This window comes from Lacisediminihabitans profunda, from assembly GCF_008040105.1.
Classification (GTDB): domain Bacteria; phylum Actinomycetota; class Actinomycetes; order Actinomycetales; family Microbacteriaceae; genus Lacisediminihabitans; species Lacisediminihabitans profunda.
Window position 1 is genome coordinate 39,030 of record NZ_VRMG01000003.1, and the last position, 22,729, is coordinate 61,758.

Annotated in this window: 22 protein-coding genes; 11 read left to right on the forward strand and 11 right to left on the reverse strand. The window is 65.7% G+C overall.

Annotated elements, in window-relative coordinates:
* Nucleotides 1–5 precede the first annotated feature (5 nt).
* Nucleotides 6–1,589, reverse strand: a complete 1,584-nt coding sequence (locus FVP33_RS01410) for an ABC transporter substrate-binding protein (protein WP_147781859.1) — start codon at nt 1,587–1,589, stop codon at nt 6–8.
* Between the two features lie 215 nt (nt 1,590–1,804).
* Here FVP33_RS01410 and FVP33_RS01415 point away from each other — a divergent pair, with 215 nt between their 5' ends.
* Nucleotides 1,805–2,392: an Lrp/AsnC family transcriptional regulator gene (locus FVP33_RS01415; RefSeq protein ID WP_246142116.1), complete on the forward strand. Its 588-nt coding sequence runs from the start codon at nt 1,805–1,807 to the stop codon at nt 2,390–2,392.
* A gap of 15 nt (nt 2,393–2,407) precedes the next feature.
* Here FVP33_RS01415 and FVP33_RS01420 read toward each other — a convergent pair whose 3' ends face one another.
* The 4 genes from FVP33_RS01420 to FVP33_RS01435 form a co-directional block, all read right to left on the reverse strand.
* Nucleotides 2,408–2,764 carry an avidin-fold protein gene (locus FVP33_RS01420; RefSeq protein WP_246142117.1) on the reverse strand — a complete coding sequence of 119 codons (357 nt, stop codon included), beginning with the start codon at nt 2,762–2,764 and terminating at the stop codon, nt 2,408–2,410.
* Between the two features lie 970 nt (nt 2,765–3,734).
* Nucleotides 3,735–5,003 carry a serine hydrolase domain-containing protein gene (locus FVP33_RS01425; protein ID WP_187270534.1) on the reverse strand — a complete coding sequence of 423 codons (1,269 nt, stop codon included), beginning with the start codon at nt 5,001–5,003 and terminating at the stop codon, nt 3,735–3,737.
* 37 nt (nt 5,004–5,040) lie between these two features.
* Complete coding sequence (locus tag FVP33_RS01430; RefSeq protein WP_187270535.1) at nt 5,041–5,718, reverse strand: DUF4386 domain-containing protein; 678 nt, start codon at nt 5,716–5,718, stop codon at nt 5,041–5,043.
* Nucleotides 5,719–5,809: 91 nt separating this feature from the next.
* Entirely contained in the window at nt 5,810–6,793 is a 984-nt protein-coding gene (locus FVP33_RS01435; protein WP_147781862.1) for an alpha/beta fold hydrolase, read from the reverse strand.
* Nucleotides 6,794–7,068: 275 nt separating this feature from the next.
* On the opposite strand from FVP33_RS01435, the gene FVP33_RS01440 reads away from it, so the two are divergent.
* The 3 genes from FVP33_RS01440 to FVP33_RS01450 all read left to right on the forward strand — a co-directional run bounded on the left by FVP33_RS01440 (nt 7,069) and on the right by FVP33_RS01450 (nt 9,352).
* Entirely contained in the window at nt 7,069–8,085 is a 1,017-nt protein-coding gene (locus FVP33_RS01440; RefSeq protein ID WP_222706594.1) for a GlxA family transcriptional regulator, read from the forward strand.
* A gap of 170 nt (nt 8,086–8,255) precedes the next feature.
* Nucleotides 8,256–8,690 (forward strand): VOC family protein, encoded by a 435-nt coding sequence (locus FVP33_RS01445; protein WP_147782058.1) that lies wholly within the window; start codon nt 8,256–8,258, stop codon nt 8,688–8,690.
* Nucleotides 8,691–8,710: 20 nt separating this feature from the next.
* Nucleotides 8,711–9,352, forward strand: coding sequence for a winged helix-turn-helix transcriptional regulator (locus FVP33_RS01450; protein WP_147781863.1), 642 nt, complete (start codon nt 8,711–8,713; stop codon nt 9,350–9,352).
* Nucleotides 9,353–9,372: 20 nt separating this feature from the next.
* On the opposite strand, the gene FVP33_RS01455 is transcribed toward FVP33_RS01450, so the two are convergent.
* From FVP33_RS01455 to FVP33_RS01470, 4 genes are all read right to left on the reverse strand, one after another.
* Nucleotides 9,373–11,049, reverse strand: a complete 1,677-nt coding sequence (locus FVP33_RS01455) for an ABC1 kinase family protein (RefSeq protein WP_147782059.1) — start codon at nt 11,047–11,049, stop codon at nt 9,373–9,375.
* Nucleotides 11,050–11,104: 55 nt separating this feature from the next.
* Nucleotides 11,105–11,668, reverse strand: coding sequence for a PadR family transcriptional regulator (locus FVP33_RS01460; RefSeq protein WP_147781864.1), 564 nt, complete (start codon nt 11,666–11,668; stop codon nt 11,105–11,107).
* Between the two features lie 255 nt (nt 11,669–11,923).
* Complete coding sequence (locus tag FVP33_RS01465; RefSeq protein WP_187270536.1) at nt 11,924–13,339, reverse strand: HNH endonuclease signature motif containing protein; 1,416 nt, start codon at nt 13,337–13,339, stop codon at nt 11,924–11,926.
* Nucleotides 13,340–13,520: 181 nt separating this feature from the next.
* Nucleotides 13,521–13,901, reverse strand: a complete 381-nt coding sequence (locus FVP33_RS01470) for a winged helix-turn-helix transcriptional regulator (protein ID WP_147781866.1) — start codon at nt 13,899–13,901, stop codon at nt 13,521–13,523.
* 103 nt (nt 13,902–14,004) lie between these two features.
* Here FVP33_RS01470 and FVP33_RS01475 point away from each other — a divergent pair, with 103 nt between their 5' ends.
* Nucleotides 14,005–14,646 carry an NAD(P)-dependent oxidoreductase gene (locus tag FVP33_RS01475; protein ID WP_147781867.1) on the forward strand — a complete coding sequence of 214 codons (642 nt, stop codon included), beginning with the start codon at nt 14,005–14,007 and terminating at the stop codon, nt 14,644–14,646.
* A 19-nt stretch (nt 14,647–14,665) separates the two neighbouring features.
* On the opposite strand, the gene FVP33_RS01480 is transcribed toward FVP33_RS01475, so the two are convergent.
* On the reverse strand, nt 14,666–15,346 hold the full coding sequence (locus FVP33_RS01480) for an SDR family NAD(P)-dependent oxidoreductase (RefSeq protein ID WP_147781868.1): 681 nt from the start codon (nt 15,344–15,346) through the stop codon (nt 14,666–14,668).
* 85 nt (nt 15,347–15,431) lie between these two features.
* Between FVP33_RS01480 and FVP33_RS01485 the strand changes: the two genes are divergently transcribed.
* On the forward strand, nt 15,432–16,259 hold the full coding sequence (locus FVP33_RS01485; protein ID WP_147781869.1) for a helix-turn-helix transcriptional regulator: 828 nt from the start codon (nt 15,432–15,434) through the stop codon (nt 16,257–16,259).
* Between the two features lie 45 nt (nt 16,260–16,304).
* Entirely contained in the window at nt 16,305–17,117 is an 813-nt protein-coding gene (locus tag FVP33_RS01490; protein ID WP_147781870.1) for a DNA alkylation repair protein, read from the forward strand.
* 85 nt (nt 17,118–17,202) lie between these two features.
* Here FVP33_RS01490 and FVP33_RS01495 read toward each other — a convergent pair whose 3' ends face one another.
* On the reverse strand, nt 17,203–17,916 hold the full coding sequence (locus FVP33_RS01495) for a formylglycine-generating enzyme family protein (RefSeq protein ID WP_246142118.1): 714 nt from the start codon (nt 17,914–17,916) through the stop codon (nt 17,203–17,205).
* Nucleotides 17,917–18,267: 351 nt separating this feature from the next.
* Between FVP33_RS01495 and FVP33_RS01500 the strand changes: the two genes are divergently transcribed.
* From FVP33_RS01500 to FVP33_RS01515, 4 genes are all read left to right on the forward strand, one after another.
* Entirely contained in the window at nt 18,268–19,302 is a 1,035-nt protein-coding gene (locus FVP33_RS01500) for a LacI family DNA-binding transcriptional regulator (RefSeq protein WP_147781871.1), read from the forward strand.
* 223 nt (nt 19,303–19,525) lie between these two features.
* Entirely contained in the window at nt 19,526–20,833 is a 1,308-nt protein-coding gene (locus tag FVP33_RS01505) for an ABC transporter substrate-binding protein (protein WP_147781872.1), read from the forward strand.
* 18 nt (nt 20,834–20,851) lie between these two features.
* Complete coding sequence (locus FVP33_RS01510) at nt 20,852–21,805, forward strand: carbohydrate ABC transporter permease (protein ID WP_147781873.1); 954 nt, start codon at nt 20,852–20,854, stop codon at nt 21,803–21,805.
* Between the two features lie 72 nt (nt 21,806–21,877).
* Nucleotides 21,878–22,729 carry a carbohydrate ABC transporter permease gene (locus FVP33_RS01515; protein WP_425460927.1) on the forward strand — a complete coding sequence of 284 codons (852 nt, stop codon included), beginning with the start codon at nt 21,878–21,880 and terminating at the stop codon, nt 22,727–22,729.

Below are 22,729 nucleotides of genomic sequence, written 5' to 3' on the forward strand. Positions count from 1 at the left end.
AGTGCCTACTTGCTGCCCAGTGCGGCGATATCGATCGTCCACACGGCGTTGTAGACGACACCGCTGACCGACGATTTCGCGGCGATGTTGTTGCCGGGCTGGAGCAGCGGGATGAACGGACCCGAGCTGTTGAGGGCCTTCTGCAGGTCCTGGAACTGGCTGGCTCGTTCGGCGTTGCTGCCACCGATGGTTGCGGCATCGGCCAGCTTGGAGATGCTGGCATCAGCAGTTGCCGACCAGCCGGCGCGGAGACCTACGACATTGCCTGGAGCGAATACGAGGTAGTCGCTCGGGTCAGGATAGTCGGGTCCCCAGTACCACAGGCCGATGGTCTCCGTGCCGTTGCGGTACGCATCGAGCTCCGTGGCGACGGGCGCAGGAGCGAGGTCAATCGTGATGCCCGCGGTCTTCAGCTGAGACTGGATTCGCTGCGCCAGCGTCGGGAACTCGATGCCGTTCAGCGTGATGTCGCTCGGGAAGTTGAGCGTCACCGACTCCCCGGCGTAGCCGCTCTTGGCCAGATCCGACTTGGCCGCTGCGGCATCCGTCTTCAGCTCGTCCGCACTCTTCAGCGCGCCAAGGAACATGCTCGGCACGACACCGGGCGCCTGCGACGTTCCGGTTCCGGCGATGGAAACCAGGTCGGCGTAATCGATGGATTCCTTCACCGCCTTCACGAAGTACGGGTTGCTCGTGATCTTCGAGACCGCCGGGTTCTGGTTCAGCAGCAGGAAGATGACGTTGGCCGACGGGTCACTGGTGACCTTGATCGAGCTGCCCAGACCGGTTGCCTGCGTTCCGGAGAGGTCGAGCGCGACATCCGCGCTGCCCCCCTGCACGTTGATCTTCTGGGTCGGACCCTTGACGTTCTGGATCACGACCCGGGTGTAGGTGGGCTTGTCACTGCCGTCGTAGTTTTTGTTGGCGGTCAGTACAACTTGCGACGCGAGGTTCAGCGAACTGAGCACGTATGGACCGGAACCCGCGGAGTGCGTGTTCAAGTACTTCTCGGCGCTGTCCTTGTCCGTTGTCGTGCCGCCGTGCGCCTTGACCACCTTTGAGTTCAGGATGCCGAGCGCTGGGTTCGCGAGGATGGATGGCAGCGCGGGCGTCGCCGTCTTCGTCGTGAGTACGACGGTCGTGGCGTTCTTCTTCGTGACCGTCACGCCGTCGAGCAGGAAGGACGGATTGCCCTTGACGCCAATGACCCGGCCGAGCGAGAAGACGACGTCGTCGGCGGTGATCGCCGTGCCGTCGGAGAACTTGTGGGTTCCGGTCAGCGTCAGAGTGAAGGTCTTGGAGTCAGACGACACCTTGAGCGTTGCCAGACCCGGCGCGACCTTCGAGACGTCGCCGCCCGTGAAGGACAGGAGTGTCTCGTAGAGGGCCTTGTCGACCATCTCGCCGGTGGGCTCGTACATGCGGCCCGGATCGGCGGTCTTAAGGTCGAAGGCCTTGTCGATCGTCAACGTCTTTGACGCGGAGTCGCTGCCCGTGGTCTTGCCGGACGAACATCCGGTGACGACCAGAGCGAGGGCGACGGCTGCGGAACCGACCGCGATTCTGGTCTTGGCGGAGCGGAAAACCATGATGTCTCCTGGGGGAAAGGGCCGGCACGGTCGGTACCGACCAGAACGGGATAGCTCGCGACTGGTGGATGGCCCTCCGTCGCGCCGAGCGTCCATCCGTAATACTTCTTGCCGTTGGACGGTATGGAGAAAGAGTCGCATGATCCCTATTGTTAAGTCACCGTTCATCAAAAACCGTAGACGAAATCTATGTCCAAAACGTTCTGGAGTGCAAAGTGTTGAAAACGGCCCAAGACGGGCAGCCGCTCTCTGGACAAAAGGCGACCGGACTCGACGAGGTCAACATGCGCATCCTGTCCGTCCTCAGGGGCGACGGCAGGATCTCTATGGCCGCGCTCGCAGACAAGGTCAACGTCTCCCGGGCGAGCGTCTACAATCGCGTCGAGCAAATGATCGCTGCAGGGATCATCACGGGATTCTCCGCCCAGGTCGCCCCCGCCCTCGTCGGCCTGCAGGTTTGCGCGCTGGTCTTCGTGACGGTCCATCCGCAGAGCTGGCACCGCTTTCGCGAGGGGATCCTGCAGATGCCCGATGTCGAGTACTGCGCGATCACAACCGGCGAGCATGACGCCATGCTGCTGATCCGAGCGCTCGACATCGGAGGCATCCACGACTTTGTGACCGGCGTTGTCGCCGCGCGGCCCGAGGTGAAGTCGGTCGTTAGCGTCGTCGTTCTCGACGAGGTTGTGCGGAAGTCCTACGTGTTGCCGTCGGACATCCCGAACCGGACGGGCATGGCGAACCGCCTCGGCATGACGCGATTCACCACGGCCGGAAACGGGCGGGACGCCGCCGCTCGCTAGATGGTGGCCAGGAGGTTAAACCTCGACGCAGATGCTCACGTGATCGGTGTCGCCGATGCGGAAGTTTTCGACAAGGCGAATGCCCTCGACTGTCACCTCGACGAGGCTTCCGCTCGTCCCCGTCACGACGAGTCCGTTGGATGTCATGACGTGGGCGAAGGAGATGGAGAGCTGGTCTCCGACCCGTGTTCCGACGAACCGGCCGAACGTCACGGTGTCTCCGTCGTAGTCGCCCCAGATGACGCCGTCGCGCTCGAAATACTGGAAACGTGAGGGGGACGCGAGATTGACGTCGCTGTTGGTGGAGGATTCCATCACGAATCGGCGACTATCGAGGCTGGGGGCGCTCGGGGCGGGCTCGAGGGGATTCACGGCTTCGAGTATGGGGGTCGTCCGGGCTCTGCGGCCACCCGGCCGCCGATTGTCTCGCGCGACGGGCAGTTCCGCGGACCCGGTGGACAGAAAGGCATCTAAACGGAGGGAATGAGTCAGAGTGTCTAATCGTTATTGAGGCTGGTCAGCAGATCAATTCGGGGCTTTGCAGCGCGGTATCGACGACGAATCATTGGTAGCCGCGCGCGTGAGCGATCGCGTACCGAGAGCGTCGTGGGCTGAATGCTGCGCTCGGCCGGCTGAGCCCGATCGAATTCGAGACCATCATGACTACGCAGGGGTGTCCGCGGCCCAACCGCGAGAGTCACCAAGACACTCAGCACACAAGACCGTCAGCAGTTTCTCACGCAAGCGGCCGTGCCCACATTTCACCCACACCTGGAGAACATCGTGGTCAGCTCGCGTCATCGAGGCCGAGCCCAGTCACCAGCGTTTTAGCGGTATCTCGACCACTTCCGTCTAGTTCCGGGGAGACGACTTTCGACTACGGATCAATAGGTCGGGGGTTCAAATCCCTCCGGGCGCACCAATCAATCGGGACGTCACATTCGTGTGGCGTCCCGATTCGTTTAACCGGACGTCTCGATTGATTGGTGCGCCCGGGAGGACGCGAAAGCTCTCGTGGGCCCCGCTGAGCAGTCAGCCGCATCGCCCGCCTCATTGAGCTGTTCACGCGAAGACCGCGATGTGGATGCGGCTCAGTAGGGGAGTCAAATCCCTCCGGGCGCACATTGGATAACGGGTCTGACCACCATTTCTTGCGAAATCTGGTCAGGCCCATTCTGGCTTCTGCCCCGCTTCAAACGACTTCGGTGACTTAGGCCATGATCCGAGCTCCACGGCCTAATCCGGCCCGGTGTTTGTCTGAGTGTTGGTTCGTCGGGCCAAGTCGACCAATTGACCTCTGAACAGTAGGTCAGGCGTTCAAATCCCTCCAGGCGTTGCACGTTCAGTTGGTGTCGGTCAGGAGCGCGACGCCGAGAGCGTCCGTTGACGGATTGGCGACATCGGAGAGCACAATGGCGGCGGTTCCTGCGGTCCGGTCAAGGCCGAAGTAGGTGGTGTAGCCGCCGGTTTGCCCGCCATGCCACGTGACGTCTGTGCCCGACGTCAGGGTCGAGGTGTGCCAGAAGATTCCCACTTGCGTGTCCGTCTGCGTGGTCGCGGTGGTGGGATCAAGGGCGGACATGCCGGGTGCCGAACCATCGAGGAGCGCAGTGGCGAGTATCGCGAGGTCCCGGGTTGTTGATACTCCGCCACCACCGGGGGCATACGCGCCAAGGAGCCAGGGCTGCACCGCCAGGCCCGACGTCGACCATCCGCCCGGCACAAGGGCGTGCGCGCCCTGGATGAACGTGTGCGTCATGCCGAGCGGACCGAAGAGCCGCGCCTGCATGAGCTCGGGGTAGGTCATCCCGGCCGCCGCAGCGGCAGCCTGCCCGGCGATTGCGGCTCCGAGGGTCGAATAAGAATAGGTTCCGCGAGTCTCAAGCGTCCCCTGTCTGGCATCCCCGTAGAGCTCACCGAGATCGCCGTCGAGGAAGTTTCGGCCGAACGGAGCGCTCCACGCGGCCCGCCGCAGCACGGTCGGCCCAAAGGCGGCGTAGCCGGAAGTATGAGTAACGAGTTCCTGCATCGTCACAGTGCCAGCAGGGACGCCCGCCAAGTGAGGAAGGTAGGTGGAAATCGGCGTGTCCAGGCGGATCTCGCCCCGGCGTACCGAATCGGCGATGACCAACCCGGTCATCGCCTTGGTCAGCGATCCGATCTCCATGGGTGTGGCATCCGATGCGCCTATGCCCGCAAACCTGACAGGCGCGGCGTCATGCAGGGACACCGACGCGACCGCGATGTCGTGCTGCCGGGTGAGGAACCCGGACTCGCGCGCCCGATCGATCCTGGCGAGCACGAGGGAGTCGCCGGTGGGGGAAGCCAGGGCCGAGGGAGTGGCTGCCCACACCGTGAGACCTACGACGAGCGCTGCAACGAGCAGGGTTGGCGCCAGCCGCCTGGTCGCGACGAACAGGACGATGAGGACGGCCGCCATGAGGATGCCAACCCAGCTGTCGTCCGCGTAGTGGCCGCTTCGCAGGGATTGAAACAGCATCCCCGTGGGGACCACCACCAGAACGAAAGCGGCAGCCGCCCGCCGGACCCAGCGGCGAGACCCGCGCTGGCGAGTCGGGCGGAGGGTGAATCGGCGATTCACGGTAGACATCTCGATTCCTTTCCGGCGAGAGCGTGCGGAAGATGTCTCACAGGGCGGCGGCGAGCTGGAGCGTTGGCCGGCGCATGGCTGTCCAGAGCAGCCATCCGATGAGTGCGACCTCTCCGATGAAGGTGAATGTCGAGATCGACGGAACATAGTCGGGCTGGAGGATTGTGCCGGCGCCGTCGACGAAGTATCCCGCGCCGGCGATGCCGACCAAGATGCCGAGCCAAAGAGGCAGGATGCGGGACCGGAAAGCCGCGTACCCCACTAGCACGAGGTGGGCTGCGAACAGCATTAGCCCGACGTGCCAGATGACGTTGTAGGAGTCGATCGCGTCGAGGGCCCGATCCGGGTTCCGAAGCAAGTTCGGCACGCTCGCGAGTTGGGCGATGGCTACTACGAACACGGCAGCGTACGCGATGCGGAACCAGGCCGCGGTGAGGGCGACCATCCGGCTCGCTGGCTCAAGGATGCGGAGCAGTGCGGCGGCAACAACAACGTCGAGGATCGCCGCGAGGACCATGCAGAGCACGCCGATGCGGAATTGGAGTCCCGAACCGCTGATGGCAGCAGCGGTCCTCGCCGCATCACCGGCGGTGATGAGAGGAGCGAGCGCGCCGAAGTTGCCAGCGCCGGCGAGCACTGCGATGAGGAGAAGGCAGACCCCTCCGACCCAGGCGGCACTGCGGGAAATGGTTGGGATGTTCGTTTTGTTCGTCATGGCTGATCTCCTTGTTGAGTGGGTTGGGTTGAGTGGGTTGGGCGAGGCAAGGCCGGATAGGAGCTGGGGCGTTCTCTGCTTCCGGGTGCGGTCAGTTGGCAACGTTTGCTGCGACGAATTTCGAGATGATCCGAGCCAATGCCGGGGACTGCGTCCAGTGAAGGTAGTGGCTGCCCTCAAGTACTTCGAGCTGGTGCGTTGCGACGCCCTTGAGTTCGGCTTCATGGTTGGGCAGCCACTCCGGCATCGCCTTGACACTCTCGCTCGACAGGATCTCCAGGACGGGAAGGTCGGCGGCGAACGGGTGGGCGTTGGCTTGTGTGGAGTTGGCGCCGATGCGGCTCCATTCGTCTGAGATCGAGACGTTGCCGTAGTTCCATTTGGTCATGGCAGCCGTGCGGCGGCGGTCGTCTGGCGTGTACGCGGTGCCGGGAGGCTGGATGAGGTCGGGCGCAATCGTCGTCACCAATCGGAACAGGCCGGTACCGGCCTGGATGCCCTCTACGGTCGACGGTGCCCCGACCTTCAGCGACGAGGTCGTGGCCACCATGGGGTCGATGCCGACGATGGCTGAGACATCCTTCGGGTAGGCGTTCGCGTAGTAGCGGGCGTAGAGGCCTCCGACAGAGTGGCCGACCAGGATCACCGGCTCGTTCACCTGCAGCTTGGTCAGCACCTGATGGAGTTCGCTGGTGATGTTCTCGATCGTGCGATTGGCAACATCCAGATCGCTGTATCCGTAGCCGAATCCCTCGACGACGATCACGTTGAATGCGTCGAGCTTGCGGATGAGCGGCGCGAAGTCGATCGCTGGTGCCGGGGTGCCGAAGCCGCTGAGAAGAACCATCGTCGGCCCTGATCCGCCGTTGCGGTACACGTTAAGGGCGCCGGCATCGACCGATACCCTCTGGCCGTACGGGGTGAGGCTCGTCTTCTCCGATGTCGTGATGGAGGCGTTCGCCAGAGCCGAAACTGCGGTTAGCAGGAGAAGAATCACCACGACAATGCCGAATACTCGGGCAATTCGCGTCAGGCGACGGGGTCGGGACTGCTGGACGGGGTTTGTTGTGGTCATGTCGGACTCGATTCGTGGGTTTGTGTGGGGTCAAGGGGAAGCGCTTCGGCGCTGGGCTCGCCGCGGCGTCGTGTTGCTCCGGCCGCGATTGCCTGGGCGATTCGCTCGTTGCTCCTGAAGCGACCGAAGGTGATCACAACCGCCGTGATTGCGACTGTCGTGACGAGCCACATCCAGGGAACGTGGGCCGAGCGTGCGATGCGCATTTGGTCTCGATTCCTGTTTGTGGGTATGCATTCACGGTAGAGTTCGCTCGCCGACCCGCCTAGGACACGATGTTGACGATCTCGGCCACGCGTTCGACTCAATATGACTTCTGTGACGGAGGACCGGTGCCCGAACCACGCATCGTCATCGTCGGATTCCCGGGCGCCCAGATCCTCGACATAGCCGGCCCGCTCGAAGTGTTTTCGACCGCCTCGAGGTTCCTGTCCATACCGCCGTACTCGACGCAGGTGGTGAGCATCGGCGGTGGGCCCGTACTGTCAACGAGCGGGTTGGAATACGCAACCACTCCGATCGATGAGGTCGTCGGCGATGTCGACACGCTCGTTGTGGCTGGCGGGCGCGACTTCGATCAGGCGACCAACGATGCGAAGTTGGTTGACGAAATCCAGCGTGTCGCCAGGAGATCGCGACGAGTGACGTCCGTGTGCTCCGGAGCGTTCCTGCTCGCCGCTGCGGGGCTCCTCGACGGCAGGCATGCGACCACCCACTGGGCGGACTGCGCGCAGCTCGAACAGGACTACCCCGACGTATCGGTCGACCTTGACGCCATTTATGTGCACGACGGCAACGTGTGGACATCCGCCGGGGTCACCGCTGGCATCGACCTTTCGCTGGCGTTGGTAGCTGATGATCACGGCAGCCAGGCCGCTGCTTTGGTCGCCAGGCAACTCGTCGTCTACCTGCGTCGATCCGGTGGCCAGGGCCAATTTTCCGCACTGTTGGCTGCCCAGTCCGCCAACGAGGAGCCGATTCGCGACCTCCTCGCCTGGCTGCCCGAGCACCTGGCCGACGACCTGTCGATCCGGGTCATGGCGGCTCGCACACACCTTTCCGAGCGACAGTTCAGTCGGTTATTCAAGCTCGACGTCGGCATCACACCCGCCGAACACGTCGAAGCAGTGCGAATGGAAGCGGCATGCCGCCTACTCGAAACCACCCTTGTCACGATCGAACAGGTCGCTCGCGCGTGTGGCTTCGGCACCCCCGAGACCATGAACCGAGCATTTCGCCGACGCCTGAACACAACACCGTCGGAGCACCGCCATCATTTCGGGCCTGTGTAGGGCTTGGGATTACCTCCCCGGGGACTATGTCGACGACATCAACTCGGTAGCGTGGATTCGCCGAGGGCCCGAGTTCGGGCTTCCGCGCACAGACAGGGTCTTGACGAAGCACTTGTTTTTTGCAAGTGTTGATCCTGTTCCGCATGCCGGACTCAGAAAAGGAGACCATGATGCCCCAGATGTTCGTCAACCTGCCAGTGACCGACCTGGACCGTGCAAAGGCGTTCTACACGGCGATCGGATTCACCATCAATCCGCTCTTCACGGATCACAACGCGGCCTGCGTCGTCGTCGAGGACGGCCACAGCTACTTCATGATTCTGGTTCGGGAGTTCTTCCAGACCTTCACCGACCTTCCGATCGGTGACCCGGCAGTGAACCCCTCGGTGGCGACCGCCATCTTCCTCGACACCCGCGAGGCGGTCGACCGGGCCGTCGCGGACGGCCTCGCAGCCGGGGGCGCGGAGCCGCAACCCGCCACGGACTACGGCTTCATGTACCAGCGCCAGCTCACCGACCCCGACGGCAATTTCCTCGAGTTCGGCTGGATGGATCCGGTCGCCGCCGAGCAAGGGCCAGAGGCCTTCGCGAACCAGCAGGCCTGAGGCCAGACGCCGGAGGACTCATGGCCGCACGGGACTACGGGCAGTACGGCGGCATCACGCGCGCCCTGGAACTCGTGGGCGAGCGCTGGGCCATGCTCATCGTCCGCGACCTGCTCGTCGGGCCTCGCCGGTACGGAGAACTCGCCGCGGGGCTGCACCGGATCCCGAGCAACATCCTGGCGGCACGGCTGAAGGAGCTGCAGGCGACGGGCGTCATCCGCCGGGTGCCGCACTCACGGGTGATCGTCTACGAGCTGACGCCGTACGGCCGCGAACTCGAGCCGGTCGTGCTCGCGCTCGGGGCCTGGGGCTTCAAGACGTTGGGCGATCCGCGCCAGGAGCAGGTCATCACCCCGGACTCGATGACCATGGACCTCCGCACGGCCTTCCGGCAGCAGGTGGCGGCGAACCTGCCGCCGACAGCCTACGCGGCGCGCCTCGGTCCGGCCGAGTTGTTCATCCGGGTGGATGGATCCGCCCTCGACGTGCGGCGCGGGGACGGCACGGCCGACCTCGCCTTCGCCGCGGGCGCGGACATCCGTCGGCTCATCTCCGGCGAGCTCACCCCGCACCTCGCGATCGCGACCGGCGTGGTCGAGGTGCTGCGCGGGCCCGGCGACCTGCTCGAACGCTTCGCGAGCACGTTCCACCTGGCCGTCTGACCCGGGTTGCGGTGGGTCCGCTAGGGCAGGGGTCCGCGCCGCGAAATCACCCCGGCGAAGAGGGCGTGGAGAAGCGGGAGCGCGGAGACGACCATGAGCACCGTGCCGAACACGGCGTCCTCGGCGCGAAGCAGGATGCCGCCCACCAGCAGGGCGGCGAAGAGGATCGCCGAGATGATCTGCCGGCCCGTTCGCTCGATGCTGACCAGGCGACGCTCGAGCCGGGGTGCCTGCACCGAGACCCTGCCCTCGTCGATTTGAGTCGCGAGGCTGTCGAGCCGTTGGGGTAGCCGGGCGATGATGCCCGCGACCGACACCGCCTGCCTCGCGAACGCCTGCACGAGGTTTCCGCCCTCGGCGCGGATCAGTTGGGCCGAATACGGCTCGACGGCATTCCAGATGTTGAAGGCGGGGTCGAGCGAGCTGCACATCCCCGAGGTCAGCGACATGGCGCGGACGATGAGGAGAAAGTTCTCCGGGAGTTGAAACGGCAGCGAGCGCATCACATCGGCGAACTCGACGGCGAAGGCGCGGAACTCCCGCGGGTCGACCTCCTGAAGCTCCGCGAAACCCATGCCGCCGAAGCGGGCGAACAGCTTCGTCATCGCTCGCTCGAGCTCGACGGTGTCGGCGGACGGCAGGAGCACGCCCACCTGTCGGATGCCGTCCACCATCCCCTTGCCGTCGCGCGACGCGGCGGCGATGAGAAGCCTTCTCAGCCCCTGGCGCAGGGTCTCGGGTACCTCGCCCATCATCCCGAAGTCGACGAAGCTGAACTTCCAGGCCCGGCCACCGACCGCGCCAGCGAGTGGAGTCACGAAGATGTTGCCGGGGTGCGGGTCGGCGTGGAAGTAGCCGTGCACGAAGAGCTGGTCGAACATGACGGCCGCGAACTCGTTCGCGACCGCGGACGGGTCGATGCCGGCCGCGCGCAGCCCGTCGACATCGTTGATCTTGATAGCGGTCACGTCCTGCAGGGTCAGCACTCGCCGCGTCGTGCGCTCCCAGACCAGCTCGGGAACGCTCACCCGGGGGTCGTCGGCGAAACTCTGATCGAAGCGCTCCGCGCCCGCCGCCTCGTGCAGGTAGTCGATCTCCTCGAGGCTCGTGAACGCGAACTCCTCGACGAGAGCGGGCACGTCCACGCGATCCGAGACGAGACGCACGCGGCTGAGCCAGCCGGCGACCCGCCGCAGGGCGCTGAGGTCGACGTCGACGATCGTGCCGATGCCCGGCCGCTGAACCTTCACGACGACGTCGAGCAGGCCCGTCTCCGCTGCGTCGATTTCCGAGAGCCGGGCTCGGTGCACCTGACCGAGGGATGCCGCGGCCAGCGGCGTCGGATCGATGTACGAGAACGCACGCTCGAGGGTCACCCCCAGTTCGGCCTCGGCGAGCACTCGGATCGCCGGGAACGGCACCGCGGGTACCTCGTCCTGCAGGCCTTCGAGCTCCTTGGTGATCTCCGGCGGCAGCACGTCGAGCCGCGACGACATGAACTGGCCGACCTTGATCATGAGCCCGCCGAGCTCGACGGCGAGCACGTGGAAGTGCTGTGCGATCCGCCGCAGGCGCGCCGATCTGCCCCGTGCCGCGACCCGCGCGAGCCCGATCCGCGGGAGGAACAACTCGAACCACCAGGTCTGCGCCAGATAGCGGGCAGCGAACCGCAGGATCCTGCGGGAGCGGGCGCGCATGTTCCCGACGTCGGTCAACTAGTCTCCTTGAGGCCGACGTGCCCTGGGCACTCGGTCAGTCCTGAGCGAGGATCGAGTAAAGCTTACGACGCGCCTCGTCGAGAACGGCGACGGCCTGCTTCACCTGTTCCGGGTTGCCCGAGCGCCCGACCTGGGCGGCCGCCTGGGCCAGATCGATGCCGGCCTTAGGCAGTGCGGTCGCCCGCACGCTCTCCCGAACGCTCTCCGCCTCCCACGGCGCAGAGTTCCCCGCCGTGGCCTCCGCTGCCCGTCGCCCCTCATCCGTGACCGAGTAGGTCTTGCGGCCGTTGGACTCCTCCGCAACGATGAGGCCCTCGTCCGCGAGCAGTTGAAGGGTGGGATACACCGAGCCGGGGCTCGGCTTCCACGCGCCGCCGCTGCGTTCCTCGATCTCGTGGATGATCTGGTAGCCGTGCATCGGCTTCTCGGCGAGAAGGGCGAGCACTGCCGAACGCACGTCGCCTCGTGCCATCCTCGCGCCGACCTTGCGATCGAACTGTCCGCGCAGCTGCTCCATTGCTTCCCACAGCGCGCCGCCCGGCCAGCCGTCGCCACCCTTGCGTCCCGGGAACCCATCGCCCATGAATGAACCGCTCATGATCTCCTCCTCGGCGTCGGAGCCACCGCGGCTCGACGACACTTAACGATATATCGTCAGGCTGGGTGATTCCAGAGCATTTTCGCTGGGAGCTCGGCGTGGTCAAGCGCGATCACACCGGTACCATCGGTCCCGCACCATCGCTCCGGTCGAGCACACCACCCTCTGGCTGGGTGGCCCGGCCTCCGGCCCGATGCGGCTGTCGAGGGCTGCCGGTCAGGAGCGGTTGCTGTTCGAAATGGCGGCAGCGGTCGCTTAGGCCGTCCCCTCGGCGCGGTCGCCGGCGGGAGGCGGGGCGTTCGGCCTTCGGATCGGCCCCCGCGATCGTGCATCCGCGTTCGCACGCCCTCGGTGGTAGACCGGGTTCTTCGGAATCAGCGGAATTGCAGCGGCATGCAGAGGATCACCCCGCGGTGGCTCGAGGAAGTAGTCGTTGCCGCGTCGCCGTATCTTCCAGCCGTTGTTGTGCACGAGCAGGTGGTCGTGTCGGCAGAGAAGGATGCCGTTGCTCACGTCGGTTGGACCGAGATCCTCGAGCCACTCGTCGATGTGATGGGCCTCGCACCAGGACGGCGGCCGATCGCAGCCGCCCACCGCGCATCCGCCCCAGATCGCGGCAAGGACCGCGCGCTGGGCGTCGGAAAATGTGCGCCGACTGCGACCGAGTCGCAGCGCCGCCCCGCTATTGGCCCCACCGTCGCTGAACTCGATGGCGAGGAATCCGTCGCCGCAGGCGAGTCGCTCCACGGTCGCCACGGAGACCGCCGATGTCTGTCCCTCCAGGTGGGCGACACCGGTGCCCCGGGCGAGGTCCGTGGCGGTGACGTGCACCCGAACGGCGGGCTTGCGCGTGCCGAACACGCGGCCGTCGTCTGCGGCGACGGCGATCCGCACCATCTCGACCAAGGCATCCAGTGCCAACTGTCCGGTGGTGCGGTCGTCGAGAGCAATGTCCTCTGCGCGTGCCGCCGCGGTCGCGTCGACGAAGCGCGGTCCGCCTCGTCGCGGCGAAGTGACGGCATCGACCGCGTCGGTCACGAGGGCCGCCGACTCAGGGTCGAGCAGCCCGACGATGCGCGTCATCCCGTCGGCCTGGCGCGTCAGGCGGAGGAATCGCTTCTCGCGCAACTCCGATTCGCGGTCGACCACGCCGGCCTCGTCGAGTTCGTCGCGCAGTTCGCGGGCCTGCCGTGCGACCTTCTCGGGCGGCAGGAAATTCGCGGATGCCAGCAACTCGTGCGCCGCATCCGCCAGGTCGTCGGCAGCGACGGTGGGTGACGGCGCCCCCAGCCCGCTTTGGATGGCCGCGGCAGCCCCGATCGAGAGGTCACCGGCCGCTACTCTGGTCGCCACCTCACCCAGCCAGGCCGCGGGGTCGCTCATCATGGTGCCGACGGAGGTGATCGCGCGCGCTTCCTGCCCCGACGTGCCGGTGAGCTGAGACACCAGCGCGTCGGCGGTGCGCGCGCCCGCCCGCTGGGCGAGCCCGTCGTATCCCAGTTCGAGTGAGGACCGCGCCGCCACGACGCCGGCAAGGATGGCCAGCCCGGCATCCACTGCCCGCCGAGCCTGTGCCCACTTGCGCATGACCTCGATGAGCTCGAGGTCGTCGGCGCGCGATATTCCCTCGAGGGCGGGGACCTCGAGGGAGAGAGTGGCGGTGATGGGCATGACTTCATTCTCGCAAAACTCGAACATTATAACCATAGATTGACAGCAATCTGTGCATAACATCCGAAAGTTTGATCGATGAGGGAGACGAACGAGAGCGGGGTCTCTTCACTGGAATCGGTCCATCGACTCACGGGAGAGCGCCCTGGTCATCTGGGGAGACGCTACGGGTACTTCCCGACTAGCCGGCGATCCGCGATTCGTACTCGGAGCGCGATGCCGCGACGCCGCTGAAGTGCTCGATCGACCAGCGCTCGAGTGCCCTGAGGGGCTCGGTGAGGGTGCGGCCGGCCTCGCTGAGCGTGTACTCCACCTTCACCGGCACTTCCGCGGTGACCGTGCGGATCACGAGGCCGTCCCGCTCCATCGACCGCAAGGTCTGCGTCAGCATCTTCTGCGAAATGCCGTCCACTCGCCGCAGCAGCTCCGAGAACCGTGCGGTGCCCTCCCCGAGCGCGCCCACGATGAGAACCGTCCATCGCCCCCCGATGAGGTCGAGGATGCGCCGGGTCGGGCAGCCCGCCTGATAGGGATCGAGCTCGCGTGCGCTTGCGTCCAGCAATGTTCCCGCTCCATCCGGTTACCCCAAAGTGCCTACTTACCAACAGTAACCAACTCTCCTAGAGTTATTCAAGACCCACGCCCAGGCTTCTGAAAGGAAAACAATGACTCGAATCACCGTCCTCGGAGGAACCGGCTACACCGGCTCGAACATCGCCCGCGAGGCAGTCTCGCGCGGCCACGAGGTGACCTCGTTCAGCCGCACCGCGCCCACCGCGCCGATCGACGGTGTCCGCTATCTCATTGGGTCGATTCAGGATGAGCTGGCCGGCCTGGTGTCGGACGCCGACGTGATCATCGGCGCGCTCGCCCCGCGCGGTGGTCTCGAGACCGAACTGCGCAGTCTCTACGCCACGCTGGCGCGAGCAGCGGCCGCCGCCGGAAAGCGCGTCGGGATCGTGGGCGGATTCAGTGCCCTTCGCCTGGCGCCAGGGGCGACACGCACGGCATACACGGACGGCGTGCCTCCGCAGTTTGCGACAGAGGCCCGGGTGATGGCCGAGGTCATCGACGATCTGGTCGAGGGCGCTCCCGAGGGGCTCGACTGGTTCTACGTGAGCCCGGCCGCCGAGTACGGATCGTATGCACCGGGAGAGACGAAAGGCACCTACCGCACCGGAGGCGAAGTCGCGATCTTCGACGAGAGTGGGGCATCCGCTATCTCCGGCGCGGATTTCGCTACCGCGATCGTCGACGAGATCGAGACCCCGGCCCACTCCGGCGCGCAATTCGGAGTCGCCTACTAGCCGACCGGCGCCGGCGGCGTCAGTACGCGATGACTCCGTCTCGATCGCTGAAGGTGCCCGTGGGGCCGTCCGCGCCGATCGTCGCCAGGGCGACGACGGCATCCGTTCCCTCGGTCACGGTCTGGTGCCCGTTGTGGCCGTTGAGATCGGTGGCGGTGTAGCCGGGGTCGATCGTGTTCACGCGAATGCCGGGGAGCATTTTCGAGTATTGCAGCGTGAGCATTATCACCGCGGCCTTCGACGTCATGTAGCCCAGGCCGCTGATGGTCGACTCGACGCGGTTGGGGTCGGTCACGAAACGCGGGAAACCGAGTCCGCTCGCGACGTTCACGATTACCGGGTTGCTCGACTCCCGGAGCAGCGGCAGCGCCGCCTTGGTCATGCGCACGATCGAATAGACGTTGGTGTCGAACACCTCGGCCAGGTCATCGGCCCCGAACTCGTCGGCTCCGGCGTGCGAGCCGATGATTCCGGCATTGTTGATGAGTACGTCGACGGCGGGAAGCCCGGCAAGAGCCGCCGCCACCGATGCCTCGTCTGTCACATCGAGCTGCACTACCTTGGCTCCGAGGGCCGCAGCGGCGGCTCCCTTGGAGGTGTCGCGCATGCCGGCATAGACGGTGTGGCCGGCTTCGATGAGTCGGCGGGCGGTCTCGAGTCCGAGGCCCTTGTTGGCCCCGGTGATCAGTGTTGTTGTCATGAATCGAGCCTGCGGCCTCGCCCGTGCCGGTGACTGGCACTCCCGGTACCACCCTGCGATCAGGCCGCGGGAGCAGGATGGGAACATGTCAGATCTTGGATCGCTGCTCCGGGGGTGGCGCGACCGGGTCTCGCCCGTCGAGGCGGGACTCCCCGCCGGAGGGGACCGTCGCTCACCGGGGCTCCGCCGCGAGGAGCTCGCCATGCTCTCGAGCCTGAGCGTGGACTACATCGTCCGCCTCGAGCAGGGGCGTGCGAAGCATCCGTCCGCCCAGGTTCTGGGAGCGCTCGCCCGCGCACTTCGGCTCACCGACGAGGAGCGAGACCACCTGTTCCGATTGGGGGGTGTTGCGGTGCCGACCAAGACGATGGTCCCTCGGCACGTCACGCCCGGGGTGCAGCACATCGTCGACAGGCTCGGCGAAGTGCCCGTGGCGGTCTTTTCAGCGGGATGGGACACTCTGCTCGTCAACGACCTCTGGGTCACACTGTTCGGGGAGGCGGCTAAGCCCGATCGCGGAACGAACCTTCTGTGGCACCAGTTCATGGGCGCGCCAACGGTCGTCGAGCACACCGCCGAGCATCTCGCCCAGTTCCGTCGCGACCTGGTCGCGGACGTGCACGTGGCGTCTTCGCGCTACCCGGACGATGCCGCCCTCGCGTGCCTCATCGCCCGGCTCCGGGCATCCTCGGAGGACTTCGAGCGGCTGTGGGCTACCGCCGACTTCAGCGAGCACCGGGAATCGCGCAAGACCGTGAGTAATTCCGTCGTCGGACCCATCACCTTCGACTGCGATGTGCTCTCGGCTCCGGGCAGCGACCTCAAGATCGTCGTCTACACCGTGGTGCCGGGGTCGGCGGATGCCGCGAAGCTCGACCTGCTCCGGGTCAGCGCCGTGCGGACCTTCGCCTAGGCGTCGCCCACGAGCCTCTGCCGGTGGGCGCAGTAGCGTGGACGCGTGACGGATCCGGGGCGACTGAGTGCGGCATCCGTTCTCGAGAGACTGTCCGCGCTCGCGAATCCCGATGACGTGCCAGGGCTCAGTCGGTTCTTCAAGGCCGGCCCCGGCGAGTACGGCGAGGGTGACACCTTCATCGGGGTGCGTCGCGGCCCGCTCACCGCACTCGCGAAGGAGTTCCTCGGGATGCCGGTGGGCGAACTCGAGTCGCTGTTGCGCAGCGAGATCCACGAGGCTCGCGCCGCCGCGCTCGCGATCATGTCAGAGGAGGGACGGAGGAAACGCACCTCTCCCGAGCGTCGTCGTGAGCTGTTCGAGCTCTACCTGAGGCGCCACGACCGCATCAACAACTGGGACCTCGTGGACAGTGCGGCCCCGTACGTCGTGGGAGGTTATCTCGAGCACCGGCCGCGCGACATCCTCTACGAGCTCGCCCGGTCTCCGGTACTCTGGGAGCGACGAACCGCGATGGTGGCCACCTGGTACTTCATCCGCTCCGGCGACCTCGATGACGCCTTCGCGATGGCCGCGTTGCTGCTCGATGACGACCACGACCTCATCCACAAGGCGACCGGATGGATGCTGCGCTCCGCCGGTCAGATGGACCGCGCGCGCCTCGTCGCGTTCCTCGACACCCACGCGGCGACCATGCCGCGCACCGCCTTGCGCTACGCGATCGAGAAGTTCTCCCCGGCAGACCGCGCCCACTTCCTGGCCCTTAAGCCGGCGTCGCGTGCCGGTTCCGCTCCGCCCGCGCAGCCGCGTCTGCCGCCGCGTTTCTCCGGAGGTTCGGCCGGCCGCTACCCGAATTGACGCCCACCGACCCGATTTCGGCCGGTTGAGCCGCAAACCTCCGGAGAAACGTGAGTGCTGGCGGGGCGACGGGGCGGACGGGTGCTCAGTACGGAGTGTCCTCATCCCGCGAGGCGGCCCCGGCGGGAGGCGCGACGGCGCGACCGCGAGCGACGCGGAAACCGACGTCCTCGATCCGAAGGGTCGGATGGCTGCCCCGCCGCACCGACGCACGGCAGCTCCACTGCTCGTCGAACCAGCCGCCGCCACGAAGCACCCGGTAGGTGCCATAGGTGGCCGGGTCGAGCAGGTCCCAGCACCACTCCCACACATTGCCCAGCGTGTCGTGAAGCCCCCACCCGTTCGGCAGCTTCCCGCCCACCTCGTGCGAGTGCTCCTGCGAGTTGTCGCGATACCAGGCGATTGCGTCGAGCGAGCCGTAGCGCGCGCCGATCGTCTCGGCTCGGCAGGCGTGCTCCCACTCGGCCTCGGTCGGCAGCCGGTATCCGGTCGACGAGTCGTCGAGCAGGACCTCCTCACCATCGATCCGGTAGGCCGGGGCAACGTCGGTGCGTTCTGAGAGCAAGTTGCAGTACCGGATGGCCTCCCCCCACGTCACGCTGTCCACCGGGAGTAGGCCTCCGCGGGTCTCGCCGGGCCACTCACCGACGACGGCGGCATACTCCGCCTGCGTCGTGGGAGTGACGGCGATGTCGAAAGGGGCCAGGTCGACGTCCCAGCTGCGGAGCCTCCGCCGATCCGAGAGGGTGATCCGGCCGCCGGGCACGGTCACCATTCGAGGAGGAGAATTGGCGGCCATGACGTTGACGCTACCGTCGCCCTTGCCGCGGGCGGCGAATGTGACGCCGACGGAGACGGCAGCCTTTCGCTCGATCGCCGAGCCTTGCCACAGGCGTTTCTCCGGAGGTTCGGCCCGCCGCGACCCGAATTGACGCCCACCGACCCGATTTCGGCCGGTTGAGCCGCAAACCTCCGGAGAAAGGTGTGGTCGAGGCCGCGGGGACCAGTTCGTGCGCCGGCCGGCCGGCGCTCGCATCGGCGAAACCTCCACGAGGGCGGGGCGAGGACATTATCCTGAGAGGCACGCAACCCGGGCGGCGCTTGCCGCCCATGGTGCCGAGGCTCGAACCCCAACCGAAGGAAACACGCCGTGAAGCCGACACCAGAGCGCAGGCGCCCGGTCACTCGCGGTGATGTGGCGCTCCACGCCGGTGTCAGCACGGCGGTGGTGAGCTATGTCGTGAACGCGGGACCTCGAAACGTGGCTCCGGCCACCCGGGAGCGCGTGTTGGATGCCATTCGGGATTTGGGCTATCGCCCGAACGCCGCGGCACGCGCCCTGAAGCTCGGGGTGAGCGGGATCATCGGGTTGGTCGTCTCAGACAACACGAACCCCTTCTTCGCCGATTACGCACGCGCCGTGGAGAGCGAGGCGGCGGTCATCGACCTGTCCGTGATCCTCACCAACTCCGCCCTCTCGGCCACCCTCGAACACCAGCTGGTGCAGAAGCTGATCTCGCGGCAGGTCGACGGTCTGCTCCTGGCGAGCACGGAGGACGACCCCGACCTCGCGAGTGCCAGAGAGGCGCACATCCCGGTGGTCCTCCTAGACCGCGCGGGGCCCGAGGAGGGATTCTCCAGCGTGGGCGTGAACTTTCGGGAGGCCTCGCGCCTCGCCGTCGAGCATCTCATCCTGCATGGCCATCGCAAGATCGGGATCATCTCGGGCCTGACCGGGGGCGCGACAACGAGGGACCGGGAGCTCGGCTGGGCAGACGCGCTGGCCGCGGCCGGTCTGCCGGAGGGACCGATGGTGCGAGCCGACTTCGGCCGCATCGGAGGCTATGAGGCGGGCAGGCAGCTCCTGTCGTTGCCGGACCGGCCGACGGCCATCTATTCCCTCTCCGACATGCAGGCGATCGGCTTGCTCCGTTCGGTGCACGAGGCCGGCGTGCGGGTGCCGGAGGACCTCGCGGTGATCTCCTTCGACGGGTCGGCGGAGTCCGAGTACAGCTGGCCACCGCTCACCGCGATGCGGCAGCCGGTCGCCGACATGGCGAAGGCCGCGATCGAGGCGCTCGGCCACGGGGTGACGGGAATCACCAACCACCAGACCTTCCGCGCCGAGCTGGTCGTGCGACGGTCCTGTGGGTGCGATGCCCCCGCCCGCGAGCTGTCCGAGTAGCGATACAGCCGCCGACCGAGACGGACTTCAAGCCCACCCTGGGAGCGATCGGCGCGAAAATCTACTGGAGTATATTCAAACGCGCATTGCTCGTGTACGTTGCTAGTGAGGTCGGCATCGCTCGTCTTGTCCGCGAGCACAACAGGTGCAGATCTCATTGCATCCGGAGTGGCCGGAATCGCGGCCAGTCCTCCGCGGGATCGATTACAAAGGAGTAATTACAGTGACTACTGAGAAACTCACCGCCTTTGGTGCGATAGCGAAGACCCAGGTGAACCGGCGCGTGATCCTGAGCGGGGTGGTGGGCGCCGCGGCGATCTCCGTCCTCGCGGCCTGCACCCCCGGTGGCAGTTCCGGGACCTCAACGGCCTCGAAGACTCTCACCTTCGGTTCGGGCTCCTCCGATGACGTTCCGAAGCGGGCGTACGCGGCCGTGGTCGCGGCGTTCGAGAAGTCTTCGGGCGACAAGGTCACCACCAACACGGTCGCCCACAACGACTTCCAGAACAACATCAACACCTACCTGCAGGGCAGCCCCGACGATGCGTTCACGTGGTTCGCGGGATATCGCATGCGCTACTACGCCGGCAAGGACCTCGTCGCCCCGATCGATGACGTGTGGGACAAGATCGGCAAGAACTTCAGTGCCGGCCTGACCAAGGCGTCCACCGGAGACGACGGCAAGAAGTACTTCGTGCCCAACTACAACTACCCCTGGGGCTTCTTCTACCGTAAGAGCGTGTGGGCGGCCAAGGGCTACACCGTTCCGACCAAGTTCGACGACCTCGTGTCCCTCGCCAAGCAGATGCAGGCGGATGGCCTCGTTCCCATCGCCTTCGCGGACAAGGACGGCTGGCCGGCCATGGGAACGTTCGATTACATCAACATGCGCACCAACGGCTACAAGTTCCACATGGACCTCACGGCTCACAAGGAGTCCTGGGACCAGAAGAAGGTCAAGGACGTGTTCGACAACTGGAAGCAGCTGCTGCCCTACCAGTCGACGAACGCCCTCGGCCTCACCTGGCAGGAGGGCGCCCAGCTCCTCGGCGCTGGCAAGGCCGGCATGTACCTGCTCGGATCGTTCGTGACCCAGCAGTTCACCGACCCGGCCGTGCTGGCGGATGTCGACTTCTTCCCGTTCCCCGAGATCGCCACGGAGGGAATGGATGCCGTCGAGGCGCCGATCGATGGGCTCATGCTCTCGAAGAAGGGCGGCGAGAACAAGGCCGCGCGCGACTTCCTCGCGTTCATGGGCACCCCGGCCGGCCAGGAGGCCTACTTCTCGGTGGACAAGTCGAACCTGATGACCGCGAAGGGAGCCGACACCTCCGGCTACAGCGAATTCAACAAGAAGCTCGCCGGTGTCATCGCCAACGCCAAGTCGATCAGTCAGTTCTTCGACCGCGACGCCCTGCCCGCGATGGCGAACAACGTGATGATCCCCGCCCTCCAGGGCTTCCTGAAGGACGGCACGATCGACACGGCGAACCTCGAGGCGCAGGCCAAGGCGCTGTACGCGGCCCAGTAACAGAAGACAGAGACAATCATGGCCGACACCACACTCGGCGTGACGTCGTCGGCCAGGGGCATCGCGACCCCTGGCCGGCGCCGCCGGCGTTACAGCCTGCTCTCCACGCGGGACAAGCTCGTCCTCGGGGCAATGGTCCTCGTGCCCACCCTGATCCAGCTGCTTCTCATCTGGATACCGACGGTGATCTCGGTCATGCTCTCGTTCGTCCGCTGGAACGGACTCGCGTTCTCCGACATCCGCCCGGGCGGATTCGCCAACTACGCCTATGTCTTCCGGGACTACCCGCCGTTCTGGCCGGCGCTGCAGCACAACATCCTGTGGCTCGTGTTCCTGGCGGTGATTGCAACACCGCTCGGCCTGCTGCTGGCCATCCTGCTCGACCAGAACATCCGGGGAACCCGCATCTACCAGAGCATCTTCTTCGCCCCGGTGATGCTCTCGCTCGTGCTGATCGGGGTGATCTGGCAGCTGTTCTACTCGCAGAACAACGGCCTGCTCAACTTCCTGCTCGGCACCTCGGGCACTTCCAGGGCGGTCGACTGGTTCGGGGATCCCCACGTCAACATCTGGGCGGCCCTGATCGCCGCGACCTGGCGGCACGCCGGCTACGTGATGATCCTCTATCTGGCGGGTCTGAAGGGCGTGGACCCGTCGCTTCGGGAGGCCGCGTCCCTCGATGGGGCCAACGCGGTGCAGACCTTCTTCCGGGTGGTCTTTCCCGTGATGCGGCCGATCAACATCGTGATCGTGGTCATCACGATCATCGAATCGTTGAGGGCATTCGACATCGTCTACATCATCAACCGCGGTACCAACGGACTCGAACTCATCAGCGCCCTGGTGATCCAGAACCTGGTGGGGGAGGGACAGGTCATCGGCGTCGGCTCGGCCCTCGCCACCATCCTGCTCGTGGTCTCTCTCGTGCCGATCATCATCTACCTCAGCCGCACCTTCAAGAAGGAGGCCTGAATGTCCTCGCTCAGCACCCCGACGAAACCGGCCGCCGGTGTGGCCCAGGTTCGCACGGCGAAGGTCGGCTCGATGCAGCGGCCGCGCTACGGCATCCACCTGTTCCTGATCCTGATGTCGATCCTCTGGCTGATCCCGCTGGGCTGGGCGGTCTTCACCGCTCTCCGGTCGAAGGCCGACACCGACAGGTTCGGCTACTTCAGCTTCGGCGGCGCGTTCAACTTCGACAACTTCGTGACCGCGTGGAACCAGGGCGGATTCGCGCGGCTGTTCACCAACTCGTTGATCATCGTGCTGCCAAGCGTGATCCTCACCCTGCTTTTCGCCTCGATGATGGCGTTCGCGGTGAGCCGCTTCTCCTGGAAGTTCAACATCACGCTGCTGATCATGTTCACCGCCGGCAACCTGCTGCCGCCCCAGGTGCTCGCGGCACCTCTGTTCGAGATGTTCAAGCATTTCAGCCTTCCCTACAGCATCAGCGGATCGGGGAACCTCCTCAACACCTACTTCGCGGTGATCGCCGTGGACACGGCATTCCAGGTCGGCTTCTGCACCTTCGTGCTCTCCAATTACATGAAGGCACTTCCCCAGGATCTGACCGAGGCCGCCTTCGTGGACGGCGCGGGGGTCTGGCGGCAGTACTGGAACATCATCATGCCGCTCACCCGGCCGGCGCTCGCCGCCCTGGGCACCCTCGAGGTGATCTGGATCTACAACGACTTCTTCTGGCCGCTGCTCTTCATCCAGAGCGGAAGCCTGTTGCCCGTGACCACCGGCCTCAACAACCTGCAGGGCCAATTCCTCTCCAACTACAACCTGCTCGCGGCCGGGGCGATCATCACGGTGATCCCCACCCTGGTGATCTACCTCGCGCTTCAACGCCAGTTCGTCGCCGGACTCACCCTCGGCGCCAGCAAAGGATGA

Bases quoted from the DNA above. Each gene is read 5' to 3' on its own strand.
- FVP33_RS01410 (WP_147781859.1), bottom strand. From the start codon at position 1,589: ATGGTTTTCCGCTCCGCCAAGACCAGAATCGCGGTCGGTTCCGCAGCC.
- FVP33_RS01425 (WP_187270534.1), bottom strand. From the start codon at position 5,003: ATGTCTACCGTGAATCGCCGATTCACCCTCCGCCCGACTCGCCAGCGC.
- FVP33_RS01430 (WP_187270535.1), bottom strand. From the start codon at position 5,718: ATGACGAACAAAACGAACATCCCAACCATTTCCCGCAGTGCCGCCTGG.
- FVP33_RS01435 (WP_147781862.1), bottom strand. From the start codon at position 6,793: ATGACCACAACAAACCCCGTCCAGCAGTCCCGACCCCGTCGCCTGACG.
- FVP33_RS01440 (WP_222706594.1), top strand. From the start codon at position 7,069: ATGTTGACGATCTCGGCCACGCGTTCGACTCAATATGACTTCTGTGAC.
- FVP33_RS01445 (WP_147782058.1), top strand. From the start codon at position 8,256: ATGCCCCAGATGTTCGTCAACCTGCCAGTGACCGACCTGGACCGTGCA.
- FVP33_RS01450 (WP_147781863.1), top strand. From the start codon at position 8,711: ATGGCCGCACGGGACTACGGGCAGTACGGCGGCATCACGCGCGCCCTG.
- FVP33_RS01455 (WP_147782059.1), bottom strand. From the start codon at position 11,049: ATGCGCGCCCGCTCCCGCAGGATCCTGCGGTTCGCTGCCCGCTATCTG.
- FVP33_RS01460 (WP_147781864.1), bottom strand. From the start codon at position 11,668: ATGAGCGGTTCATTCATGGGCGATGGGTTCCCGGGACGCAAGGGTGGC.
- FVP33_RS01465 (WP_187270536.1), bottom strand. From the start codon at position 13,339: ATGCCCATCACCGCCACTCTCTCCCTCGAGGTCCCCGCCCTCGAGGGA.
- FVP33_RS01475 (WP_147781867.1), top strand. From the start codon at position 14,005: ATGACTCGAATCACCGTCCTCGGAGGAACCGGCTACACCGGCTCGAAC.
- FVP33_RS01480 (WP_147781868.1), bottom strand. From the start codon at position 15,346: ATGACAACAACACTGATCACCGGGGCCAACAAGGGCCTCGGACTCGAG.
- FVP33_RS01485 (WP_147781869.1), top strand. From the start codon at position 15,432: ATGTCAGATCTTGGATCGCTGCTCCGGGGGTGGCGCGACCGGGTCTCG.
- FVP33_RS01495 (WP_246142118.1), bottom strand. From the start codon at position 17,916: ATGGCCGCCAATTCTCCTCCTCGAATGGTGACCGTGCCCGGCGGCCGG.
- FVP33_RS01510 (WP_147781873.1), top strand. From the start codon at position 20,852: ATGGCCGACACCACACTCGGCGTGACGTCGTCGGCCAGGGGCATCGCG.
- FVP33_RS01515 (WP_425460927.1), top strand. From the start codon at position 21,878: ATGCAGCGGCCGCGCTACGGCATCCACCTGTTCCTGATCCTGATGTCG.